This window comes from Streptosporangium sp. NPDC053982 (assembly GCF_055585205.1).
The window spans coordinates 359932-381122 of record NZ_JBVJKQ010000004.1 but is presented as its reverse complement, the minus strand read 5'-3'; the positions used below and the strand labels follow the sequence as shown (position 1 = coordinate 381122).

Sequence of the window (21191 nt, the reverse complement as noted above, 5' to 3'; positions counted from 1 at the left end):
TTCAGCCCTGGGTCGTTGACAGGAGCGTTTTGAGGAAGCGGCGGGTCCGGTCGTCGTCCCGGACGTACTCGGCGGCCACGAAGTCGGTGACCCCCGCCTCGGCGAGCGCGGTGAGCTGCGCCGCGACCTCGTCCTCGTTCCCGGTGATCGCCACGTCGGCCGGGCCCGCGGCCCCCTCGCGGTCGAGCATCGCCCGGTAGGAGGGCAGGTCGCCGTAGCCGGCGAACACCTCCCCCGCGCGGGCCCTGGCGGCGTCGGCGTCGTCGGTGACGCAGACCGGCAGGGCGCACACGATCCTCGGCGCGGGCCGTCCGGCGGCGCGCGCGGCCTCGGTCACGGCGGGCGCGACGTGCCCGGCGACGGTCTTGGGACCGGTCATCCACAGCACGGTGCCGTCGGCCTTCTCCCCGGCGAGCTTGAGCATGCGGGGCGCCAGCGCGGCGATGAGCACCGGCATGTCGCCCGTGCCCGGGGTGGACAGCTGCACGTGCGCCCTGAGCGTCTCGCCGTCGAAGTCGGCCCTCTCCCCCCGGACGAGGGGCAGCAGGACCGACAGGTACTCGCGCATGTGACGGGCGGGCCGCTCGAAGCCGTAGCCGTACATGTCCTCGATCACGATCCGGTGCGACAGCCCGATGCCGAGCGCGAGCCGCCCGTCCAGGGCGGCGTTGACGGTGAGCGCCTGCTGCGCGAGGGCCGCGGGGTGACGGGGGTAGCTGGGCACGACCGCGGTGCCGAGTTCGATGCCGGGGACCTGACTTCCGGTGACGGCCAGGGCGGTCAGCGCGTCGAGGCCGAAGATGTTGGAGATCCAGGCCGAGGAGAAGCCGTCGTCGGCGCCGCGGGCGATCCGGTCCCGCAGCTTGCCCAGCGCGTCCGGCCCCTTGGGCTCGGTGATGAACAGTCCGACTCGCATCGTTACCGAACTCCGTTCTAGTGGGTGCGGTCAGTCTAGAACGATGTTCGTCCCAGCCCTCGCCCCCGCCCCGATCCCGCTCCCGGTTTCGATCCCGGTTTCGATCCCGCCCCCGGGCCCGGCACTCGGGCGCCGTGCCGCCTCCCCTCCACCCTCCCGGATGACGCGCTCCGGCACCCGGGCCGTCCGCGCCTCGCACCGGGGGCTTGACACGAGGGGCCGTATCGGTAAAGTCGCCTTACTTTATCGATACATATATCGATAAAGTAAGGCGCTTCGCCCCCCATCGCCGGTCGTCCCCTCGACTCGCTCCCTCCACCGAAGGCAGGGTTCACCCCGATGACCGACCTCGTCGTACCCGCCGTCATCAACCTCGACGTCCCCGGCCCGGTGATCAGCCGGCACCTGTACGGCCACTTCGCCGAGCATCTGGGCCGCTGCGTCTACGGCGGCTTCTACGTGGGAGAGGACAGCGACCTGCCGAACGCGGGCGGCATCCGGCTGGACGTGGTGGAGGCGCTGCGCGCGCTGGACATCCCGAACCTGCGCTGGCCGGGCGGCTGCTTCGCCGACGAGTACCACTGGATGGACGGCATCGGGCCCAGGGACCGGCGTCCGGTGATGGTCAACACCCACTGGGGGAACGTCGAGGAGAACAACCACTTCGGCACGCACGAGTTCATGGCCCTGTGCGAGCTGCTCGGCGCCGAGCCGTACATCAGCGGCAACGTCGGATCCGGCACGGTCAGGGAGATGAGCGACTGGGTCGAGTACCTCACCCGGGACGGCGACTCGCCCATGGTGCGCCTGCGCAGGGCCAACGGCCGCGAGGAGCCGTGGCGGGTGCGGTTCTGGGGGCTGGGCAACGAGGCGTGGGGCTGCGGCGGCCACATGCGCGCCGAGCAGTACGCCGCCGAGGCCCGCCGGTTCGGCACCTACTGCCGCGACCACGGCGGCAACAGGCTCTACCGCGTCGCCGCCGGCGCGAACGGCGACGACTACGCCTGGACCGAGACGCTGATGAAGCAGCTCGGCGACCTGGGGTGCGCCTACCGGCCCGCGCCGTTCATGCAGGCGCTGTCGTTCCACCACTACACGGTCCCGGGCGCCTGGGAGGACAAGGGCGACGCCACCGTCTTCGACACCGACGACCACTACCGCACGATGGTCGCGGCCGCCCGCGTCGACGAGCTCATCACCGGCCACTCCAACGTCATGGACTGCTACGACCCGGGCAGGAACGTCGGCCTGGTGCTGGACGAGTGGGGCACCTGGTGGAACGTCGAACCGGGCACGAACCCCGGTTTCCTGTACCAGCAGAACACCCTGCGCGACGCGCTGGTCGCCGCCCTGCACTTCGACGTCTTCCACCGCCACGCCGACCGGCTCGTCATGGCCAACATCGCCCAGACCGTGAACGTGCTGCAGGCCATGATCCTCACCGACCCCGACTCCGGGGCCCTCGTGCTGACCCCCACCTACCACGTGTTCGAGATGAACAAGGGCCACCAGGACGCCGCGTCGCTGCGCGTCGACCTCCCCGCCGGCCTGCCCTCCCGCGAGGTGGGACAGGCGAGCCTGACGACCGTCTCGCTGTCGGCCAGCCGTAAGGAAGGCCGGGTGCTCGTCTCGCTGTCCAACCTCGACGCCGGCGAGGCCGTCGACGTCGATCTGGACCTGCGCGGCGGCGCCGTGGCCGACGTCCGTGCCCGCGTCCTCACCTCCGGCAGGCTGCAGGACCACAACACCCCCGCCGCGCCCGGCGTCGTCGCCCCCCGCCCGTACGAGGTCTCCGCCACGGGCTCCGGGCTGCGCGTGCGCCTGCCCGCCCACTCCTTCGTCACCGTGGAGGGGCGTCTCGCGTGACGGGATCCCGTGCGGCCCCGGACGCGCCGCGGCCGCACAGGGTCCCTCACCGTCCCGTCGTCGCGGTGACCGGGTCCGCGGGATCTCCCGGGCGATAAACTCGCCACCGATGGCGGCCCGGCCGAAGACGTCCGGGCCGGATCCGGACCGGACGGCGAAACACGGGGCGCGGCATGGTGACCATGGAGGACGTCGCCCGGCTCGCCGGAGTGTCGAAGATGACCGTCTCCAACGTCGTCAACGACCGCGAGGGGGTCAGCGACCTGGTCCGCCGGCGGGTGCTGGAGGCCATCCGGCAGTCGGGCTACCGCCTCAACGTCTCCGCCCGTTCCCTGAGGTCCGGGCGGACCGGCGTCATCGGCCTGGCCGTCCCCGAGGTGGAGGTCCCCTACTTCGGCCATCTCGCCGGCCTCGTCATCGACGCGGCCGGGCGCCGGGGCTACCACGTCGCGATCGAGCGGACCGGCGCGGCGGAGGCCGGGGAGGCCGGCGCGCTCACCCGTTCCCGCGTCCTGCAGTTCGACGCCCTGATCCTCAGCGCCGTCGCCCTCGACGGGCTGGACGAGCGGCTGACCGGCGCCGGCTTCCCCGTCGTCATGCTCGGCGAGCGGGACTTCGGCGGCCGCTTCGACCACGTCGCCATGCCCAACGAGGAGGGCATGAAGGCGGCGACCGTCCACCTGGCCGACCGGGGGTGCCGGAGGATCGGCATCGTCTCCGGCGTCCCCCGCGAGGGCGTGAACGTGGTGACGCGCCGCTACCGCGGCTACCTCGACGGGCTCGCCGAACGCGGCCTGCCCGCCGATCCGCCCCTGCTCTTCCCCCTGGACGGCATGACCATGGAGGCCGGCCGGGACGCCGCCCACCGCATGGTCGACTCCGGCCTGGAGGTCGACGGGGTGGTGGCGGTCACCGACACCGTCGCCCTCGGCGTCCTGCGGGGTCTGGCCGATCGCGGGCTGCGGGTTCCCGGCGACGTCCGCCTCATCGGCTTCGACGACGTTCCCGAGTCGCGTTTCCTCGTCCCCTCGCTGTCCTCGGTGGCGCCGGACCACCGGTGGATGGCGGAGAAGGCCGTCGAGCTGGCGGTACAGCGCGTCCGCGGCCCCCTCCGCCCGGCCGGGGAGCACGTCGCCCCCTTCGAGCTCGTGGTCCGCGAGTCGACGCGCTGAGCCCCCGCCGGACCGGCGGGGGCGGGTCGGAGGCGGGGCGCGGGTCAGAAGTAGTTCGGCGCGAGGTCCGTCGTCGGCCAGGTCTTCACACCTGAGGCGGCCTTGCCCAGGATCGGGTCGATCGAGTCGAAGTCCGGGGTGCCCTCCTCCTCCCTGCGGTTGAAGATCGCGCAGTAGCTGACGCCGTTCTGGATCCTCGCCAGGAACGCGAACGTGCCGGGCATGGAACCGTTGTGCCAGGTGTTGAGCCCGCCCTCGTTGTTGTTGCGGACGTACCAGCCGAAGCCGTACCACGAGCCGCCGGAGGTGACGCCCGTCTCGGGCTTGGCGAACACCCGGGAGAGCGACGTCGAGTTGAGCACCGGCCCGGCGGCGTCGAAGGCGAAGCCCCACTTGACCAGGTCGACGGCCGAGGCGAGCCAGCCGCCGTTGGCGTCCTGGTTCGGCATGTTGAAGCCGCCGTAGGGGTACGGCACGACCGTGCCCGAGTCGTCGAGGACGGTCTTGTTCGTGTACTTCGAGGCGTAGGGCACCTCGATGGATGCGGCCTCCGACGCGAGGCTGCCGCCCAGAACCGGCCTGGTGATCCCGAGGGGCGCCAGGAGCTTCTGCCTGACGTACGACTCATAGCTCATGCCGGAGACCTTCTCGATGATCCGGCCGAGCAGCATGTAGCCGTAGTTGCTGTAGACGTGCCTGGTGCCGGGATCGAAGTCGAGCTTCCTGGCGGTCGTCCACCTCATGATGTCGGCGTGGTCGACCGGCAGCGGCGCGTCGAGCGACGCGGAGATCGCGTGGTCCGCCCAGAGCGGGTCCGGCGACGCGCCGCGGTCCCAGCCGCCGGTGTGCTGCAGCAGCCGCCAGACGGTGACCTTCGCCAGGCGCGGGTCGGTCGTGGTGGACAGCCCCAGCAGGGACGCCACCGACGCCCCGAGGCTCAGCTTGCCGTCCTGGGCCAGCCGGGCGATCGCGGCTCCCGTGATGTTCTTGCTGAGGCTGGCGACCCGGAAGAGGGACGTCGGCTGCACCTTCCGCAGGGTCGCCGACCGGCTGTAGACGCCGTAGCCGCGGGCGAGGAGGATCTTCCCCTTGCGGGCGACCGCGAGCTGGGCGCACCCGATGCCGCGTTCCGCGATGTAGGTCTTCATCGCGCTGTCGAACCCGGCGAGCGCGCTCGGCACGACGCCCGTGGTGATGGTCGCGGCCTCGGCGGGCCGGGCACCGAGCGCGAGCGCGGGCACGACCCCCGCGCCCGCCTGGAGGAGCCGTCGCCGGCTGATGGTCGTCACTTTCGCCCCCGTGTACGGAAAACTTTGAGGGTCTTTACTATCACGACCGAAACGTTCGGTGATGTCCATCCGTAATTCGGCCGGGATGGAACGTTCCGCGAGAGATGGGCGCCCGGAGAAGCCGGGTTCCCGCGGGGCACGGGATTCTCTCCGGAAGGCGGCGAGGAGACCGCTGCGCCCGGCCGGAAACGGGAGCATCATTGCCGCATGGCCGAACCGGTGCGTCCAGGCGTCCGCTCCCCCGCCCCCCGCCCAGCCCCCTCCGTCTCCCGCGCCGACCGCGCCGACCGTGCCGACCGGGGACCCGGACGGCCGGACCTCCGTACGGCCGGCGGATCGAGGGAGGACCGCCGGTGAGACTCGCCGGGGACGTGCGGTTCGGGGTGCTCGGGTCGCTCCGGGCCGAGGTGGGCGATCGCCCGGCGGCGCTGGGCGGGTCCCGCCAGCGGGCCGTGCTGGCGCGGCTGCTGATCGCGCGGGGCAGGAGCGTCCCGGCGGAGCGGATCCTGTCCGAGGTCTGGGAGGGCTCCAGGGCGCCCTCCGTGACGACGCTCCACGGATACGTCGCCGACCTGCGCAGGACGCTGGAACCCGAACGGGTCCCCGGCGCCCCGGCCCGGCTGCTGGTGCGCGAGGGGCCGGGATACGCCCTGCGCGCCGCCCCGGACGCGATCGACGCCGAGCGCTTCACGGAGCTGGCCGCCCGCGGCCGGCACGCGCTGGAGGACGGCGAACCTGAGGAGGCCGCCGACCTCCTGGGGCGGGCGCTCGCGCTCTGGCGGGGCCCGGCCTACGCCGACTTCGACGGGGCGGCGTTCGCGACGCCGGACGCGACCCGGCTGGAGGAGCTGCGGGCCACGGTGCGTGAGGACCGGCTCGCCGCCGTCATCGCGGCGGGGCGGCACGCCTCCGCCGTGGGCGAGCTGGAGGCGCTGGTCGCCGAACAGCCGCTGCGGGAGCGCGGCTGGGAGCTGCTGGCCCTCGCCCTGTACCGGTCGGGGCGGCAGGCCGACGCCCTCACCGCGCTGCGCAGGGTTCGCAGACGGCTGGCCGACGAGCTGGGCATCGACCCCGGCCCCGGCCTGCGTGACCTGGAGGCGGCGGTGCTCGCCCAGGACCCGCGGCTGGCCCCGGCTCCCGGGCGGCGGAACCCGCGGCCGGCCCCCGCGCCCGAGCGGCCCGGCCGCGTCCCCTCCACCCGGACCGCGGTCCCGGCGCCGCCCCCGGGCAACCTGCCGTTCGCCCTGTCCAGCTTCGTCGGCCGCGGCGGCGACCTCACGGCCGTCGCCGGCCTGCTGGACGGGCACCGGCTCGTCACGCTCACCGGTCCGGGCGGCGTCGGCAAGACCCGGCTGGCCCTGGAGGTCGCCCGCGCCCGAGCCGACGCCGACGGACCCTGGCTCGTCGAGCTGGGAGAGCGGCACGTGCCCGAGCCGCTGACCGCGACCCAGCTGCTGGCCGCGACCGTCGCCGACGCCCTGGGCCTGCCCACCGTCCCCTCCCCCGACCGGCTCGCCACGATGCTCGTCGAGCGCGACACGCTGATCGTCCTGGACAACTGCGAGCACCTGCTGGCCCCCGCCGCGGAGCTGGTCCACACCCTGCTGACCCGCTGCGGATCCCTGCGGATCCTGTGCACCGGCCGCGAGCCGCTGGGCATCACCGGTGAGGCGATCTACGAGGTGCCGCCCCTGCCCGCCGCCACGGAGGCCGTGGAGCTGTTCCTGCACCGCGCGGCCGCCGCCCAGCCCGGCTGGACGCCCGAGCCGGGCGACCTGGAGCGGATCGCCGCCCTGTGCGAGGATCTCGACGGCATCCCGCTGGCCGTCGAGCTCGCCGCCGCGCAGTGCCGGATGCTGTCCGTCGGCCAGATCGCCGACGCCCTGGAGGACCGCTTCACCCTGCTGGTGGGCGGCTCGGCCGACCGCCCGGACCGCCACCGGACGCTGCTGGACACGGTCGCCTGGAGCGACCAGCTGCTGGAGCCGGACGAGCGCCGGCTGTTCTACCGGCTCGGCGTGTTCGCCTCCGGCTTCGACCTCGACGGGGCCGCCGCCGTCGGGGAGGTCTCCCCCGTCCTGGGGCCGCTGTCGGCTCTGGTCCGCAAGTCACTGGTCATCGCCGTGCCCGGCACGGCGCCGCGGCGCTACCGGATGCTGGAGACGCTGCGCCGGTACGCCACGGGCGCGCTCTCACCCGTCGAGCTGAACAACGCCGAGGAGCGCCACCGCGCCTGGGTCCTGGCCCGGGCCGAGAACGCCGAACGCCACCTCCGCGGCCCGCAGGGGGCGGAGCTGCTCGACGGGCTGAGCCTCGACCAGCCGGAGTTCCGGGCGGCGTTCACGTCGGCGCTGGTGGAAGGCGAGGGCGAATACGCACTGCGACTGGGCAGCGCGCTCTTCTGGTTCTGGTTCCGCCGGGGCCATGTCGCGGAGGGGACGGCCTGGCTGCTGGACGGGTTCGTCTGGGCCCCCTGGGCGAGCGCGGGCCTCCGGGCGCCGGCCCGGCTCGCCGACGCGGCGCTGAACTACCTGGCCGGGTATCCGGAGGCGGGGTACGAGAGGGCGAGCAGGGCCGTGGAGGAGGCCCGCGAGGCCGGTGACCCGGTGACGGAGGCGGGCGCCGCCGCCTACGTGGCATATCTGGGCCTGCTGACCGGGGTTCCGCTCGACGCCGCGTCGTCGGCCCGCGCGGCCGTCGAGATGGCCCGGGGCACCGCCCAGGTCTGGCTGGAAGCCGAGACGCTCATGATCCAGGGCATGGTGCTGCGGATCCTGGGAGACCTGCCGGGTGCCGGCACGGCCTTCCGGGAGGCCCTCGCCGCCGCCCGCGCCAGCGGCCACGACTGGGTCGCGGACGGTGTCGCCTGGTGCGACCTGAAGACCGCCTGCGACCGCGGGGACGGCCTCCGGGCCCTGGCCGTCGCGGGGGACGTGCTGGCCGCGATGGACCGCTACGGGGACACCTCCTTCTGGCTGGTGACCGTGCACAGCGCGGCCCGCGCGCTGGTGCTGGCCGGGCGGGCCGAGGAGGCGGCCGTGCTGATGGGCGCGGTGCGGGCCATCGGATCCCGGGCCGGTGTCTCCCCGGAACTGATGGACCCGCTGGACGGGCCGCGCGAGGCCGCCGCGGTCCGCGAGGCGCTGCCGCCGGAGGAGTACGAACGGCATGCCGCCCGCGGCGGCGCGCTGTCCCGGCAGGAGGTGAGCGCCCTGCTCACCACCCTGATCGCCGACCTGACCGGCCGCCGCTCCCTCTGACGGCCGGGGCCGCGGTCACTGGGAGAACGCTGGGAGGTCGCTGGGCGGTCACCGGGCGACCGCCGGGTGACCGCTGGGGAAGCCGTCTCCCGGCGGCCTCCCAGCGGCCGCGCACATCCTCATGTCGTGAGCACGGCGCCGCCCCGCGGGGCGGCCGGACGACGAGGGTGAGGACGCCATGGAGGACACCGGCCACCGGCCATCCGGGGACGGCGGGGACAACAGACATTCTGGATATGCCGTATATGCCGGGCACTCGGAGTCTCCCGGCCGCGACGGTCGCGGTGAGCGGCCCGGACACCCGGGGCACGCCGTCGTCGCCGGGGCGGGGATGGGCGGCCTGCTGGCGGCCCGGGTGCTGAGCGAGACGTTCGGCCGGGTCACGGTGGTCGACCGCGACGCGCTGCCCGTCGAGGGCGTCCCGCGGCGGGGCGTGCCGCAGGGCCGTCACGCGCACGGGATGCTGTCGCGGGGCTGCGAGGTGCTGGAGGAGCTGTTCCCCGGACTCACCGCGGACCTCGTCGCGACGGGCGCCGTCGCCTGCGACCTCCAGGGCGACGTCCGCTGGTACAACGACGGCAGGCTGCTGCGCCCCGCGCCCTCGCGGCTGCGCGGACTGTCGGTGAGCCGGCCGCGGCTCGAACGCTCCCTGCGGTCCCGGGTGGAGGCCCTTCCGGGCGTGACGATCCTCGACGGCTGCGAGGTGGTCGAGCCGATCACCGGCGCCGGCGGCGCGGTCACCGGAGTGCGGCTGCTGCACCCCGGTGACCGGCCGCGGGACATGGCGGCCGATCTCGTGGTGAACGCCACCGGCCGGGGCAACCGGGGCGCCGAGTGGCTGCGCCTGCTGGGGTACGGGCCGGTGCCGGAGGAACGCGTCGAGTCCCGGCTGATGTACGTCTCGCGCGAGTACCGGCGCCGGCCGGGCGACTGCGACGCCGTCGCCCTCATCGTGGGGCACAGCGCGGCCGTCCCCAGGGGCGGGGTCGCGCTCAGCGCGGAGGGCGACCGCTGGCTGGTCACCCTGTACGGCATGGGCGACGACGTCCCGCCCGCCGACCCCGAGGGGTACCACCGGTTCGCCGCCCGGCTCCCGGTCCCCGCTCTGCACGACCTCCTGCGGCGGCTCGAACCGCTCGGGGAGCCGCGGCCGATGCGCATCCCGGTGAGCGTCCGCCGCCGGTACGAGCGGCTGGACCGCTTCCCCGAGGGCTACGTGGTGTTCGGCGACGCCCTGTGCCAGTTCAACCCCACCTACGGGCAGGGCATGACGGTGGCGGCCTGCGAGGCCGCCGCGCTGCGCGACTGCCTGGCGGACGGAGGGCCGGGCGGCCTGGCCCGCCGCTTCTTCCGGCGCGCCGCGCGGATCATCGACGTGCCGTGGGACATGTCGGCCGGCGGGGACCTGCGGTTCCCGTCCGTCGAGGGCCGGCGCACCGCGCGCCTGCGGCTGCTGAACGGCTACCTCGCCCGTCTCCACGTGGCCGCCGAGGCGGACCCGGTGGTCGGGAACGCCTTCCTGAGCGTCGCCAACCTGCAGGAGCCGCCGCGGCGGCTGCTGTCGCCGGGCGTCGTGGCCCGGGTGCTCCTGCCGCGGCCGGGCGGCGTCCCGGCCGGTCCCCGGGCCGCCGCCCGGGAGGGGATCCCAGCCGGCCGCTGAAGGCCCCGGCCCTGCGACCCCCTCCCTGCGGACCCGCCCCGGCGGGCCGCCCGCTTCCGGCCCCGTCGGGCCGGCGTGTCGTCCTCCCGGCCCGGCAGGGCGGGAGAACGGCGCCTTCACGGCCCTTCGGGGCCGGGCACCGTACCTCACCTCCCCTGATGAGGCGGTCCCGGAAGGGACCGGAGAACCCAGCGAAACCCATGCGAAAGGACATCACCATGATCAAGAACCTCGTGACCGGAGTCGTGCTGGCGGCCGCCGTCGTGGCGGGCGGGGCGGCCGTCGCGGCCCCGGCCTCCGCGCAGACCGGCTCCGCGGGCAACGCGGTCTGGGTCGAGCCCGGCGCCACCAGATCGTTCCTCGTCATGTGCCCCTCGTACGCGCCCACGATGCTGACCGACACGATCAGCGTCACCGCCGGCGCCGGGGTGTCGGTCACGACGAGCCTGGACACCGACTCCGACGCCTTCAGCCGTGACAGGCTCACGGTGACGGCCGCCAACGGAGGCGCCGTCCGCGTCTACGTCTCGGCCAAGGCGTCCTGCACGAGCTGACCCCGCCCATCCGCTTCCGGGCCGCGGTCCCACCCGGATGAGCAGCGGAGGGGCGAGGACGACGGGAGCCGTCCCCATCGGATGGGGACGGCTCCGCTCTGTTCGCCGGCGGCTACGCCCACGGAGGGGCGACGATCCAGCTCACGTCGTCACTCCACGAGGTGGGGCTGTCGAAGGCGTTCGAGCCGCCGTTGGCGGCGATGTAGACGGTGTCGTAGTAGTGGCGGACGAACCGGTCCGGATAGTTGTACGAGGCCAGTGAGACGCCCTGGCCGTTCTTCCCCGACTGCGGGCAGAACGTCGCGTCGGCGGCGAACAGCGAGCTGCCGTCGTTCGCCTGCCGGTACAGCCGGTAGTTGTAGTGCCGAAGGAAGCTGCCGGGGTAGTTCCTCGACTCGAACGACACGCACGAGCCGCCGGCCAGGCCGGCGCGCACGATCCAGGTGGCGTCGTTCTTGTCGGTGGCGGAGCTGGACGAGGTGATCACCGAGGTGACGGCGTTGTCGTTCTGGTGCCGGATGTAGCGGCCGGTGCAGCAGGCCGTCGTCGCACGCAGCGATACCGACGAGCCGGGGGTGAGCGTCCCGCCCGTACCGCCGCCCGTCGCGTACCCGGCGGCGACGATGTTGGCCTGCACCGCGTTCTCGGTGGCGTCCGACGGGTAGCCGGAGGTCATCACGCCCTCGTAGAAGGTGCCTCGGGCGCCGATGCTGTTGTCGCCGCCGATGCCGAGGATGATGGCGCCCTCCTTCTTCATCGGGTTGTAGCCCGGCACGTTGGGCCGCACCCCGTTGTAGAAGGTCGAAAGGCCGCCGGACTGGGCGTTGCCGCCCCGGATGGCCCAGTGGTTGGGCTCGCCCTTGACGACGGCGGTCAGGAACCGGTGGCTGATGCTGGGGTCGCCCGCGTTGTACTTCTGGTTGACGCCGGAGAACAGGCCGTTCTCCAGGTCGGCCATGATCCAGGGGCCGTTGCCGGCGCCGTAGCCCCAGACCTTGTTGTTGCCGAAGTAGATGGCCTCCATGGTGCCGTTGCCGTTGTCGCGGCTGTTGGTCTCGGCGTTGCCGTAGTCGAAGCAGCAGCCGCCGTTGTAGTGGGTGCCGTCGAAGATGGCGTACATGCCCTCGGGCTGGTCGCCCCTGGCGACGCCGTTGGTGGCGTTGTTGCGGTACCCGGTGCCCGGAGCCACGTAGACGCCGTACGCCTTGTGCCCGCCGACCATGATCGGCGCCAGCGTCGCGTCCGCCAGGTTGTCGTATCCGCCCGGGGCCGGTCCGGAGAACCCGCCGGGAGGGGCCTGGGTGAGGCGGTTGTTGCGTCCCGACTGGTCGTAGATGACCGTGATCAGGCAGGTGGCTGCGGCGCAGAAGGAGTCCTGCGCGGCGGCGTCGGCGACTCCGCCCGCACTCAGCACGCCGATGTCGCGGGTGGCGTTGTCGGAGGAGCGGCGCACCTGGTACAGCGGCCCGTTGTAGGCGCCGTACAGCGCGCGGGTCGTGCTGTGCGCCGCCACGCAGGGCGTGCCGCCCGCGGCATAGATGTCACACGGCTGCGATGTCGCGGCCTGCGACGGAGCGGAGACGCCGGACAGCAGACCGGCGGCGAGCGCGATGGTCGCGCCCGCGGACAGCAATGCCTTTTTGAAGTGCCGTGACCGGGATCGGACGGACATCATGAACATCTGCCTTCCAGGGGGTGTGCCATGGATTCCGGGGGTTTCGGGCATGATTCACCGACCGAAAGACATGGGTGATAGCCACGTGATCAATCGCATGGCAAGATGCCCGCTGACCTGCGGAATCGTGACAGAAAAGAGAAAGACGTTTATTTTGTTAGCGTTAACATAAATGCGGGTGGCAAGTCCTCCGTAGTTTCGATGCGTATTAGGCCGACCGGCCCACTATGAAACGTGCCCGCGTGTTACGTCAAGGTTTCAGTCAGGTCATTGTGAACCGCGGGGTCCGCGGCGCCGTACGGAGGAATCCGTCGCCGGGCCCGGACCGCCGCGTCCCGCCCGCACGACCGGGACGCCCCCTGGCCGGATCCCCGCGGGCGAGCAGATCGCTCACGGGGATCCGGCCAGGCGGCGTCGACGCCGCCGGGCCCGGGACCTCACGTCGGCATCCCGGATGCCGGGACCTCACCTCGGCGCCGCCGGACGCCGGGGCCTCAGGAGACCGAGGCGGGGAACCGTTCCCAGACGCGGTGGGCGGCCATCAGCCCGCGCACGCCGGCGAGGACCTCCGTGGCGGAGTCGCCTCGGACGACGCCCGGCGCGCCGATGATCCCGGCGCGCTCCAGCACGGCCACGCCGGTGCCCCAGGCGCCGATCGCCTTGGCGTGCCGCCAGCACTCGTCGATCAGGAGCGTCACGCGCGGGTCCACCACGGCGGAATCGGCGGCGCCCGCCTTGGCGTCGCGTGCGGGCACGGCGTCGGGCGCGGGCGCCGGCGCGGCGGCCAGCAGCAGCGCGTCGAACTCGATCGACCGCGCGGTGGCGAAGGTCCGCTGCACGGGCATGTCCCCCACCATGCCGCCGTGCGGGGCGATCAGCAGCGGCACCATGCCGGCGGCGAACACGGCCGCACGCAGCTCGCGCACACCGTCGAGGTCGGCGTCATCGTCGACGACGACGCCGACGATGCGGCCGTCGGCCGGCCACTCACCGCCCACCTGCGAGAGCGCGGGGCTGGGCGCCGTGTCGACGAGCGGCAGCGCCGGCTCCGGCGCGGGCAGTCCCAGCCCGGTGGCGACCTCCTGGCAGAGGACCGGGTCGATGTTCGCCAGGCACTGGAGCTGGCGCTCCTTGATCGCCTGCTCGTAGCACTTGCCCAGCTCGAAGGTGTAGGCGCGGATGATGTGCTCCTTCTCCACCGGAGACATGCTCCGCCAGAACAGGCGCGTCTGGCTGTAGTGGTCGTCGAAGGACACGGGGTTGGCGCGGACCTTGCGCGCCCGGGCGACCTCGACCGGCGCGTCGACGAACGCGTTCTCGGCGTCACCGGCGACGAACGGGTTGCCGCCGTCGAGGGAGTTCGGCCGGTACGGCGCGACCCCGGCGTGTACGGCGTGCTGGTGGAAGCCGTCCCGCAGCATGTCGTTGACCGGGCAGTGGGGGCGGTTGACCGGGATCTGCGCGAAGTTCGGGCCGCCCAGCCGCGTGATCTGCGTGTCGAGGTAGGAGAACAGCCGCGTCTGCAGCAGCGGGTCGTTGGTGACGTCGATGCCCGGCGGCAGGTGGCCGACGTGGAAGGCGACCTGCTCGACCTCGGCGAAGAAGTTCGTGGGCGTCCGGTTGAGCGTCATCTTCCCGATCGGCTGCACCGGCGCGAGCTCCTCGGGCACGATCTTGGTCGGGTCGAGCAGGTCGATGCCCTCGAAGGTCTCGTCGGGGGTGTCGGGGAACACCTGGATGCCGAGCTCCCACTCGGGATGGGCGCCGGCCTCGATCGCGTCGTAGAGGTCGCGGCGGTGGAAGTCGGGGTCCATGCCGCCGAGCATCTGCGCCTCCTCCCAGGTCAGGGAGTGCACGCCGAGCTTGGGCTTCCAGTGGAACTTGACCAGCACCGTCTCCCCGGCGTCGTCGACCAGCCGGAAGGTGTGGACGCCGAAACCCTCCATCATCCGGAAGGAGCGCGGGATCCCGCGGTCGGACATGTTCCACATCGTGTGGTGCTGCGCCTCGGTGTGCAGGGAGACGAAGTCCCAGAACGTGTCGTGCGCGCTCTGCGCCTGCGGGATCTCCCGGTCGGGGTGCGGCTTGCCGGCGTGGATGACGTCGGGGAACTTGATGCCGTCCTGGATGAAGAAGACCGGGATGTTGTTGGCGACGAGGTCGAAGGTGCCCTCGTCGGTGTAGAACTTCGTCGCGAAGCCGCGGGTGTCGCGGACCGTGTCGGCCGAGCCGCGCGAGCCGAGGACGGTGGAGAACCGCACGAAGACGTCGGTCTTCCGCCCCTTCTTGAGGAACCCGGCCCTGGTCACCGCCTCGGCGGTGCCGTAGGCCTCGAACACGCCGTGGGCGCCGGCGCCCCGGGCGTGGACGACACGCTCGGGGATGCGCTCGTGGTCGAAGTGCGTGATCTTCTCGCGCAGGTGGTGGTCCTGCAGCAGGGTCGGGCCGCGCTCTCCCGCCTTCAGCGAGTGGTCGGTGTCGCGCAGCCGCGCCCCCTGCGCGGTGGTGAGGTAGGCGCCCTGCTGGCCCTTGGCGGTGGCGGGCACGCCGGTCTCCGCCCCGGTCGGCGTGACGGTCGCCGGAGCGCCCTGCTCCCTCTTCGGCGGCAGCGGGTCGCGCGGCGTGGTCGGCTCCTCGACGGTCGGCGGGGCACTCCCCGGCGAACCGGGGACATCCGGGGTCAGAGCGTCGGCCACCTTCTCGGCGGCGTTCTTCACCACGTCTTTGACCGCCTTGGCGGGCTTGCTCGCATCCATCCGGCGAATTCCTCCACGGAGTATGTAAGACCAGGTCAGCGGCCTTACCCGTGGGTAGGGGGGTGAAACCTCCGATCGATCTTCCGGCCGGGCCGCCCCCTGAGACGGCCCGGCCGGTGTGGCGTCGGTCGCCGCCGGACGGAGGGTCAGGCGACGGTGCAGGAGGCGCCGTTGAGGGTGAAGGAGTCCGGCTTCGAGGTGTTGCCGGTGTGGCCGGCCTGGAAGCCGATGTCGGTCGTCGCCCCGGGGGCGAGCGTGCCGTTGTAGTCGACGTTGCGCGCGGTCACCCGGCCGCTGGAGGGCGAGTAGGTGGCGTTCCAGCCCGAGGTGATGGTCTGGCCGGAGGGCAGGGTGAACTCCAGCGACCAGCCGTTGAGCGTCGACGAACCGGTGTTGGTGATGCTGATGCCGGCGGTGAAACCGTTACCCCAGGAGTTCATCGTGTAGCTCACCCGGCACGCGCCGGTGCCGGTGGTCGGCGTCGAGGTCGGCGTCGACGTGGGCGTCACGGTGGGGGTGGCGGTGGGGGTCGCCGTCGAGCCGGCGTTGTTGAGGGCGTTGAGCACGGAGGTGTAGGCGGGCTTCTTGTTACCGCTCGCGTCGAACAGCAGGGGGTTCTCCCCCGTGCGCCAGGAGTCGCTGTCGCGGATGCCCCACACCGTGATGCCGGTGCACCGGGAGACCGCCAGGCAGGCGCGCGTCACCGCGGCGTACACGTTGGCCTGGTTGGAGCCCTGGGCCACGTCCAGCTCGGTGATCTGCACGTCCACCCCGAGGTCGGCGAAGCGCTGCAGGTTGGCCTGGTAGTCGCCCGGTATCGTGGTGCCCAGGTGGGACTGGAAGCCCACGCAGTCGATCGGCACGCCGCGGGCCTTGAAGTCGCGCACCATGTTGTAGATGCCGGTGCTCTTGGCGTTGATCCCGTCGGTGTTGTAGTCGTTGTAGCAGAGCTTGGCCCCCGGGTCGGCGGCCCGCGCCGCCCGGAACGCGGCCTCGATCCAGTCGTTGCCGGTGCGCTGCAGGTTGGAGTCGCGCCGGCCGCCGGAGCCGCCGTCGGCGAACGCCTCGTTCACCACGTCCCACGAGTTGATCTTGCCGCGGAAGTGGGTGGCGACCTGGGTGACGTGGTTGATCGCGGCGTTGCGCAGCGCCGAGCCCGACAGGTTCTGCGCCCAGCGGGGCTGCTGGTTGTGCCACAGTAGGGTGTGGCCCCGGACCTTCATCCCCTGGCCCATCGCGTGGTTGACGAGCCGGTCGCCGCCGCTGTAGTTGAACTGGTTCTGGTTGGGCTCGGTCGCGTCCCACTTCATCTCGTTCTCGGCGACCACCGAGTTGAACTCCCGGTTCAGGATGCTCACGTAGGTGGAGTCGCCGAGCTTCCCACCCGCCACCGCGGCGCCGAAGAAGCGGCCGCTCTGCGCGGCCGCCGCGCCCAGCGTGGTGGCCGCGCCGGACGCCGAGGTCGGCAGCGCCAGCATGAGGCCGGCTCCCAGCACACCGGCGGCGGTGACGGCGGTCAACCGGCCGAAGCCGCCTGGGGTCCGTCGGCGGCCGGGGCCGGGAACGGTGTTTTCGAGCATGGCTGTCCCTTCGTCGGACATCGATCTGGAGAAATCGGATTGATCTTGAGGTGATCGGGTCGCGGCGCGTCCGTCGCCGGTCCGCCGGCGTGCCCCGGACGTGGACGGGCCCGCCCACGTCCCGGCGCGCGCGTCCGGCGTCCGGCAGGCGGGATCCGCCCAGGTGGGCAGGCCCGGCGGCCACGGCGGGGACGGCACGTCAGGCTCCGGCGCGCGCGGTGGCCGTGGGGAGTCCCACCCGGGCTCCCCACGGCCGGCGCGCCCGGGACGGTCTCCCAGCCGGCCCCGGGCGGGATTCCGCGGCGCTTCGCGTCACGGGCGGGGTCGCGGCCCGCGAAGGAGGCGGCGGTGCCGCTATCGCTTGTTAGCGCTAACAAGTGACGACCTCCCGGGCCATACAACCACCGCGGGAAACGCGGCGGTGTCGCGGAGTACATCCGAAGGGCCGGGACGCGTCAACAAACCCCGCCCGCCCCGTACCGGCCACCCCCGCCCTCCGCCCCTCCGGCCTGGCTCTTCACGAGACGACGGCGACACCCGGACGGCCCGGACCGGTGAAAATTTCACCCGGGCCCGACCGGCGAGCGTCATCGGCGGAAGACCGCGCGACGGTGATCAGAGCGGATCGCGCAGACGCCCGGGAGCGAGACCCGCCTGCCGCACGATGGAGGCGAGCGTGCCGACGGCCAGGGTTCCATGCAGCGGCACGATCACCGTGCGGGTCTCGTCCTCCGCGACCCGGCGCGGCTCGCAACGGCCGCCCCTGCCGGATATCGTCCTGCCCCGGGCATGCCGGGAGACGGCGTTCGGACGCGTGCACCGTCCCGGTCTTCTAGGGTTCGGCGAACCAGACGGAAACGGTGGGGGCGCGATGAGTACGGACGGCCGGATCGAGCGGGCCAGGACGCTGTACGAGCGAGCGGTCTTCGGGGACGACACCGATGCCGTGGCGGCGGCCGATCGGGAACTGGACGCGGTGGAGGCGGACCTCGCCCTCGCCCGGGGCCGTGTCGCGCACGCGCGGTTCCTCGGCGACGGACGCGAGGATCCTCAGGAGCTGAGGCTGTTCGAGCGCGCCGACGACCTCTACCGGGACCTCGGAGACGTACGCGGCGAGGCGGAGGCCCTGTTCTGGATGGGGTGCTTCCATCAGGTCGTACGGGACGACGACGCCGCGGCGGTCCCCCTGCTGGAGCGGTCGCACCGGGAAGCGGTGCGCGCCGATGACGCTCTGACCGCGTCCTACGCCCTCCGGCACCTGGGCATCGCGGATCAGATGGCGGGCCGCCCGAAGGCGGCGCGGGAACGCCTGGAGGAGTCGACCCGGCTCCGCCGCGAGATCGGGTTCCTTTCCGGCGTCGCCGCCAACCTGGTCGGACTGGCCTACGTCAACGCCGCGGAAGGCCGCCGCGACGAGGCTCTGGGACTGCTCGACGAGGCCGGCTCGATCGCCGAGACCGAGGGCGCCCGCGGCGTACTGCGCCAGATCCGGGAGGCGCCGGGCCGGCTGTGAACGACCGTCTTCCACGAGCCGGCCGGGGCCGGAGGACGTCCCGCGCCGGCCGGTGATCCCCGCCCCGGGAACAACGGGCGGAGGGGCGGGGGCGGGGGCGGGGGCGGGGGCGATCCGTCCCCGCCCGGGGGCCACGGTGGCCCGTGAGACCAGAAGAGGCCATCCGTGTGATCACGGATGGCCTCTGATGCGGTGGGCGATACTGGGATCGAACCAGTGACCTCTTCGGTGTGAACGAAGCGCTCTCCCGCTGAGCTAATCGCCCGCCCTGTCCGGCGCCTTGCGGTGCCGACGTGGAAAACCATACAGCACTCCCGGCGTTCTGGCGAAGCGCGCCCCGGGCCGCCGGACGCCCGCGAGGGCGACACGATGACGGCCCAAAGATCGGAGGATGCGTCCACCGGAGGGCTACGGTGTCATAGCATCGACCTAGTCCGAACAAGCACTGAACCAGCCCAGGCTGACCCCCTATGCCCGAGACGCCCTGCCCGGGGAGTCGACGGTGACCAAAACGATACGCAAAACCCTTGTAAATATGGCCCTGTTGGAGATGTTTAGCCAGGTAGAGGCCCAAATGTCGCGCTGTGATGTGTGTTACAGAAGGGCCTGGAGGCGGAATCTTTCCTACAGGTTTCTTTGTTCCGCGTCATAGCTCGGGACACAGTCCGCCAGAGCAGTGAAAGCCCCGCAGAGGGGACCTACGACGAAAAAGGTTTGGCTGACGATGAACAGCTCCACCGTCTCCGCCGAGCTTGGCCTTCGGCTTGTGGTCCCCGACCGTACCACCGTCCCCCTGCTCGCCGGTCTCAGCTACACGGCCGATGACCCGTACGCGATCAGAATGGCATTCCATGTGGGAAACGACGAACCGGTCGAGTGGATCTTCGCCCGCGAGTTGCTGACCGTGGGCATCGTACGGCGCGTCGGCGACGGCGACGTCCAGGTGTGGCCCGCGCGCGCCGACGGCGAGCGCACCCTGCACATCAGCCTCACGTCCCCGTTCGGGCAGGCCCTGTTCGAGGTGCCGCTGGCTCCGCTGACGGAGTTCCTGCACCGCACCTACGAACTCGTGCCGGCCGGACGGGAGACCGACTTCATGGACCTCGACGCAGAGCTCAGCAACATGCTCTGGAGCTCCTGAGCCTCCTCATCCGGCGCAACCCCGCGCCCGCCGCGACGACGGCGGGCGCGCCCGGGCCCGTGTACGGAACACGGCGTGGATCCGGGTCCCCGCGTACGGCGCACGGTTTCGACCCGGGTCCCGCGTACGGCGAGCGCCCTCGATCCCGGTCTTCGTGTACGGCGAGCGTCTCCGACCCGGGTCCCGCGTACGGCGAGCGCCTCCGATTCCCGTCCCCACGTACGGCGAGCGGCTTCCATAATGGGGCAAAGGCCGCCGACGTGATGGGAACCCCGTGCGATCGACCGTGGTGCCAGTCCTGATCACCCTGCTGCTCGCCGCGGGATGCGCCGCCGGCCCCGATCCCGCGGGGCGCACGGGGACCGCGGACACCGGGGGATCCCGGGCCGCTCCGTCGGCGCGGACCGGCGGACCGGCGTCCGAGGACGTCTCGCACAGCCCCAACGTCACCCACGTGGCCAACGTCCCGCCCGCGGCGCCGTTCGACGGCCCCGACTCCTGGGGGACCGACCTGGCCTTCGAGGGGAACCACGCGTTCGTCGGCAACTACGACGGCTTCACCGTGTACGACATCACGGACCCCGGGAAGCCCGCGGTGCTCAGCCGGGTGCTGTGCCCCGGCGCGCAGAACGACGTGTCGGTGCACGGGAACCTGCTGTTCCTGTCGGTCGACTCCCCCCGTCGCGGGTCGCGGTGCGACACCGACCGGGGCGCGGCCCGTCTCTCCGAGGGGTGGGAGGGCATCCGGATCTTCGACATCACCGACAGGACCCGTCCCGTCTTCGTCTCGGCGGTCCGCACCGACTGCGGCTCCCACACCCACACCCTCGTGCCCGGCGACGACCCGCGGACCGTGTACCTCTACGTCTCCTCCCCCGGCCCCGAGCCGGACTCCCGGACCTGTCCCGCGCCGCACGACAGGTTCTCGGTGGTGAAGGTCCCGGTCGGGAAGCCGGCGGCGGCCAGGGTGGTCGCGCGGCCCCGGATCTCCGGCACCGAGGACGTCGATCACCCCGCGGGCTGCCACGACATCACGGTCTACCCGGAGAAGGACCTGGCGGCGGCTGCCTGCTTCGGCGACGGATTCCTGCTGGACATCTCCGACCGCGTCCGTCCCAAGGTGCTCCAGCGGGTGCGCGACGAGAAGCACTTCGCGCTGTGGCACTCGGCCACCTTCTCCGGCGACGCCCGGAAGGTGGTCTTCGGCGACGAGTTGGGCGGCGGCACCGTCGCCACCTGCGACGCCGGCACCCCGGCGAACCGCGGGGCGAGCGCGGTGTACGACGTCGTCGGCGGCCGGACCCTCCGGCTGCGCTCCTACTTCAAGATCCCCCGCGAGCAGCGGCCCGGGGAGAACTGCGTCGCGCACAACGGGTCGCTGCTGCCGGTCCCCGGCCGGGACGTCATGGTCCAGTCGTGGTACCAGGGCGGGGTGTCGATCTGGGACTTCACCGACGCGGCGCGTCCGAAGGAGATCGGCTTCTTCGAGCGCGGCCCCCTCGAAGACGGCCGGGCGGGCGGCTCGTGGTCGGCCTACTACTACAACGGCCACATCTACTCCAGCGACATGACCCGGGGCCTGGACGTGCTCCGTGTCGATGACCCGCTGACCGACCCGGCGAAGAAGGTCAGGCTGGAGGAGCTGAACGCCCAGACCCAGGTGTCCTACGCGGACTGACCGGACGGCCCCGGGGGGGCCCCCCGCCGGGGGGGCCCCCCGGGGGCCGGCGCGGGGCGGGCCGGGCCCCCGGAGCGGGCCCGCGGCGGGTGACCGGGGGCGGGGGGCGGGCCCCCCCCCCGGGGAAAACC

The 21191-nt window shown here is 72.6% G+C and carries 14 protein-coding genes and 1 tRNA gene; 8 read left to right on the top strand and 7 right to left on the bottom strand.

Features of this window, described 5'->3' with window-relative positions; translation table 11 throughout:
* Position 1 precedes the first annotated feature (1 nt).
* Complete coding sequence (locus ACZ6W9_RS09195; RefSeq protein WP_389969855.1) at positions 2 to 916, bottom strand: TIGR03564 family F420-dependent LLM class oxidoreductase; 915 nt, start codon at positions 914 to 916, stop codon at positions 2 to 4.
* A 339-nt stretch (positions 917 to 1255) separates the two neighbouring features.
* Between ACZ6W9_RS09195 and ACZ6W9_RS09190 the strand changes: the two genes are divergently transcribed.
* The gene (locus tag ACZ6W9_RS09190; protein WP_389969856.1) at positions 1256 to 2782 is read left to right on the top strand and encodes an alpha-N-arabinofuranosidase; all 1527 of its coding nucleotides are present in this window, start codon (positions 1256 to 1258) and stop codon (positions 2780 to 2782) included.
* A gap of 173 nt (positions 2783 to 2955) precedes the next feature.
* The gene (locus tag ACZ6W9_RS09185; RefSeq protein ID WP_389969858.1) at positions 2956 to 3954 is read left to right on the top strand and encodes a LacI family DNA-binding transcriptional regulator; all 999 of its coding nucleotides are present in this window, start codon (positions 2956 to 2958) and stop codon (positions 3952 to 3954) included.
* A 44-nt stretch (positions 3955 to 3998) separates the two neighbouring features.
* Here the strand turns inward: ACZ6W9_RS09185 and ACZ6W9_RS09180 are convergent, their stop codons facing one another.
* Complete coding sequence (locus tag ACZ6W9_RS09180) at positions 3999 to 5243, bottom strand: serine hydrolase domain-containing protein (RefSeq protein WP_470117137.1); 1245 nt, start codon at positions 5241 to 5243, stop codon at positions 3999 to 4001.
* A 353-nt stretch (positions 5244 to 5596) separates the two neighbouring features.
* On the opposite strand from ACZ6W9_RS09180, the gene ACZ6W9_RS09175 reads away from it, so the two are divergent.
* From ACZ6W9_RS09175 to ACZ6W9_RS09165, 3 genes are all read left to right on the top strand, one after another.
* Complete coding sequence (locus tag ACZ6W9_RS09175; RefSeq protein WP_470117135.1) at positions 5597 to 8503, top strand: AfsR/SARP family transcriptional regulator; 2907 nt, start codon at positions 5597 to 5599, stop codon at positions 8501 to 8503.
* Between the two features lie 178 nt (positions 8504 to 8681).
* Positions 8682 to 10163 carry an FAD-dependent oxidoreductase gene (locus ACZ6W9_RS09170; RefSeq protein ID WP_470117133.1) on the top strand — a complete coding sequence of 494 codons (1482 nt, stop codon included), beginning with the start codon at positions 8682 to 8684 and terminating at the stop codon, positions 10161 to 10163.
* 218 nt (positions 10164 to 10381) lie between these two features.
* On the top strand, positions 10382 to 10717 hold the full coding sequence (locus tag ACZ6W9_RS09165; RefSeq protein ID WP_470117131.1) for a hypothetical protein: 336 nt from the start codon (positions 10382 to 10384) through the stop codon (positions 10715 to 10717).
* A gap of 112 nt (positions 10718 to 10829) precedes the next feature.
* Here ACZ6W9_RS09165 and ACZ6W9_RS09160 read toward each other — a convergent pair whose 3' ends face one another.
* The 4 genes from ACZ6W9_RS09160 to ACZ6W9_RS09145 form a co-directional block, all read right to left on the bottom strand.
* Positions 10830 to 12392, bottom strand: coding sequence for an alpha-L-arabinofuranosidase B (locus ACZ6W9_RS09160; protein WP_389969867.1), 1563 nt, complete (start codon positions 12390 to 12392; stop codon positions 10830 to 10832).
* Between the two features lie 494 nt (positions 12393 to 12886).
* Complete coding sequence (locus ACZ6W9_RS09155) at positions 12887 to 15148, bottom strand: catalase (RefSeq protein WP_470117129.1); 2262 nt, start codon at positions 15146 to 15148, stop codon at positions 12887 to 12889.
* A gap of 146 nt (positions 15149 to 15294) precedes the next feature.
* Positions 15295 to 16728: a glycoside hydrolase family 10 protein gene (locus ACZ6W9_RS09150; protein ID WP_389969871.1), complete on the bottom strand. Its 1434-nt coding sequence runs from the start codon at positions 16726 to 16728 to the stop codon at positions 15295 to 15297.
* A 615-nt stretch (positions 16729 to 17343) separates the two neighbouring features.
* Complete coding sequence (locus tag ACZ6W9_RS09145; protein ID WP_470117126.1) at positions 17344 to 17436, bottom strand: type II toxin-antitoxin system HicA family toxin; 93 nt, start codon at positions 17434 to 17436, stop codon at positions 17344 to 17346.
* A gap of 163 nt (positions 17437 to 17599) precedes the next feature.
* Between ACZ6W9_RS09145 and ACZ6W9_RS09140 the strand changes: the two genes are divergently transcribed.
* The gene (locus tag ACZ6W9_RS09140) at positions 17600 to 18241 is read left to right on the top strand and encodes a hypothetical protein (RefSeq protein ID WP_470117124.1); all 642 of its coding nucleotides are present in this window, start codon (positions 17600 to 17602) and stop codon (positions 18239 to 18241) included.
* 193 nt (positions 18242 to 18434) lie between these two features.
* Here the strand turns inward: ACZ6W9_RS09140 and ACZ6W9_RS09135 are convergent.
* A tRNA-Val gene (locus tag ACZ6W9_RS09135) sits at positions 18435 to 18506 on the bottom strand.
* A gap of 459 nt (positions 18507 to 18965) precedes the next feature.
* Between ACZ6W9_RS09135 and ACZ6W9_RS09130 the strand changes: the two genes are divergently transcribed.
* Positions 18966 to 19382, top strand: a complete 417-nt coding sequence (locus ACZ6W9_RS09130; RefSeq protein WP_089210725.1) for an SsgA family sporulation/cell division regulator — start codon at positions 18966 to 18968, stop codon at positions 19380 to 19382.
* Positions 19383 to 19671: 289 nt separating this feature from the next.
* Positions 19672 to 21060 carry an LVIVD repeat-containing protein gene (locus ACZ6W9_RS09125; RefSeq protein ID WP_389969875.1) on the top strand — a complete coding sequence of 463 codons (1389 nt, stop codon included), beginning with the start codon at positions 19672 to 19674 and terminating at the stop codon, positions 21058 to 21060.
* The last annotated feature ends 131 nt before the right edge of the window (positions 21061 to 21191 follow it).

Bases quoted from the DNA above. Each gene is read 5' to 3' on its own strand.
- ACZ6W9_RS09190 (WP_389969856.1), top strand. From the start codon at position 1,256: ATGACCGACCTCGTCGTACCCGCCGTCATCAACCTCGACGTCCCCGGC.
- ACZ6W9_RS09170 (WP_470117133.1), top strand. From the start codon at position 8,682: ATGGAGGACACCGGCCACCGGCCATCCGGGGACGGCGGGGACAACAGA.
- ACZ6W9_RS09165 (WP_470117131.1), top strand. From the start codon at position 10,382: ATGATCAAGAACCTCGTGACCGGAGTCGTGCTGGCGGCCGCCGTCGTG.
- ACZ6W9_RS09185 (WP_389969858.1), top strand. From the start codon at position 2,956: ATGGTGACCATGGAGGACGTCGCCCGGCTCGCCGGAGTGTCGAAGATG.
- ACZ6W9_RS09130 (WP_089210725.1), top strand. From the start codon at position 18,966: ATGAACAGCTCCACCGTCTCCGCCGAGCTTGGCCTTCGGCTTGTGGTC.
- ACZ6W9_RS09160 (WP_389969867.1), bottom strand. From the start codon at position 12,392: ATGATGTCCGTCCGATCCCGGTCACGGCACTTCAAAAAGGCATTGCTG.
- ACZ6W9_RS09140 (WP_470117124.1), top strand. From the start codon at position 17,600: ATGAGTACGGACGGCCGGATCGAGCGGGCCAGGACGCTGTACGAGCGA.
- ACZ6W9_RS09195 (WP_389969855.1), bottom strand. From the start codon at position 916: ATGCGAGTCGGACTGTTCATCACCGAGCCCAAGGGGCCGGACGCGCTG.
- ACZ6W9_RS09150 (WP_389969871.1), bottom strand. From the start codon at position 16,728: ATGCTCGAAAACACCGTTCCCGGCCCCGGCCGCCGACGGACCCCAGGC.
- ACZ6W9_RS09155 (WP_470117129.1), bottom strand. From the start codon at position 15,148: ATGGATGCGAGCAAGCCCGCCAAGGCGGTCAAAGACGTGGTGAAGAAC.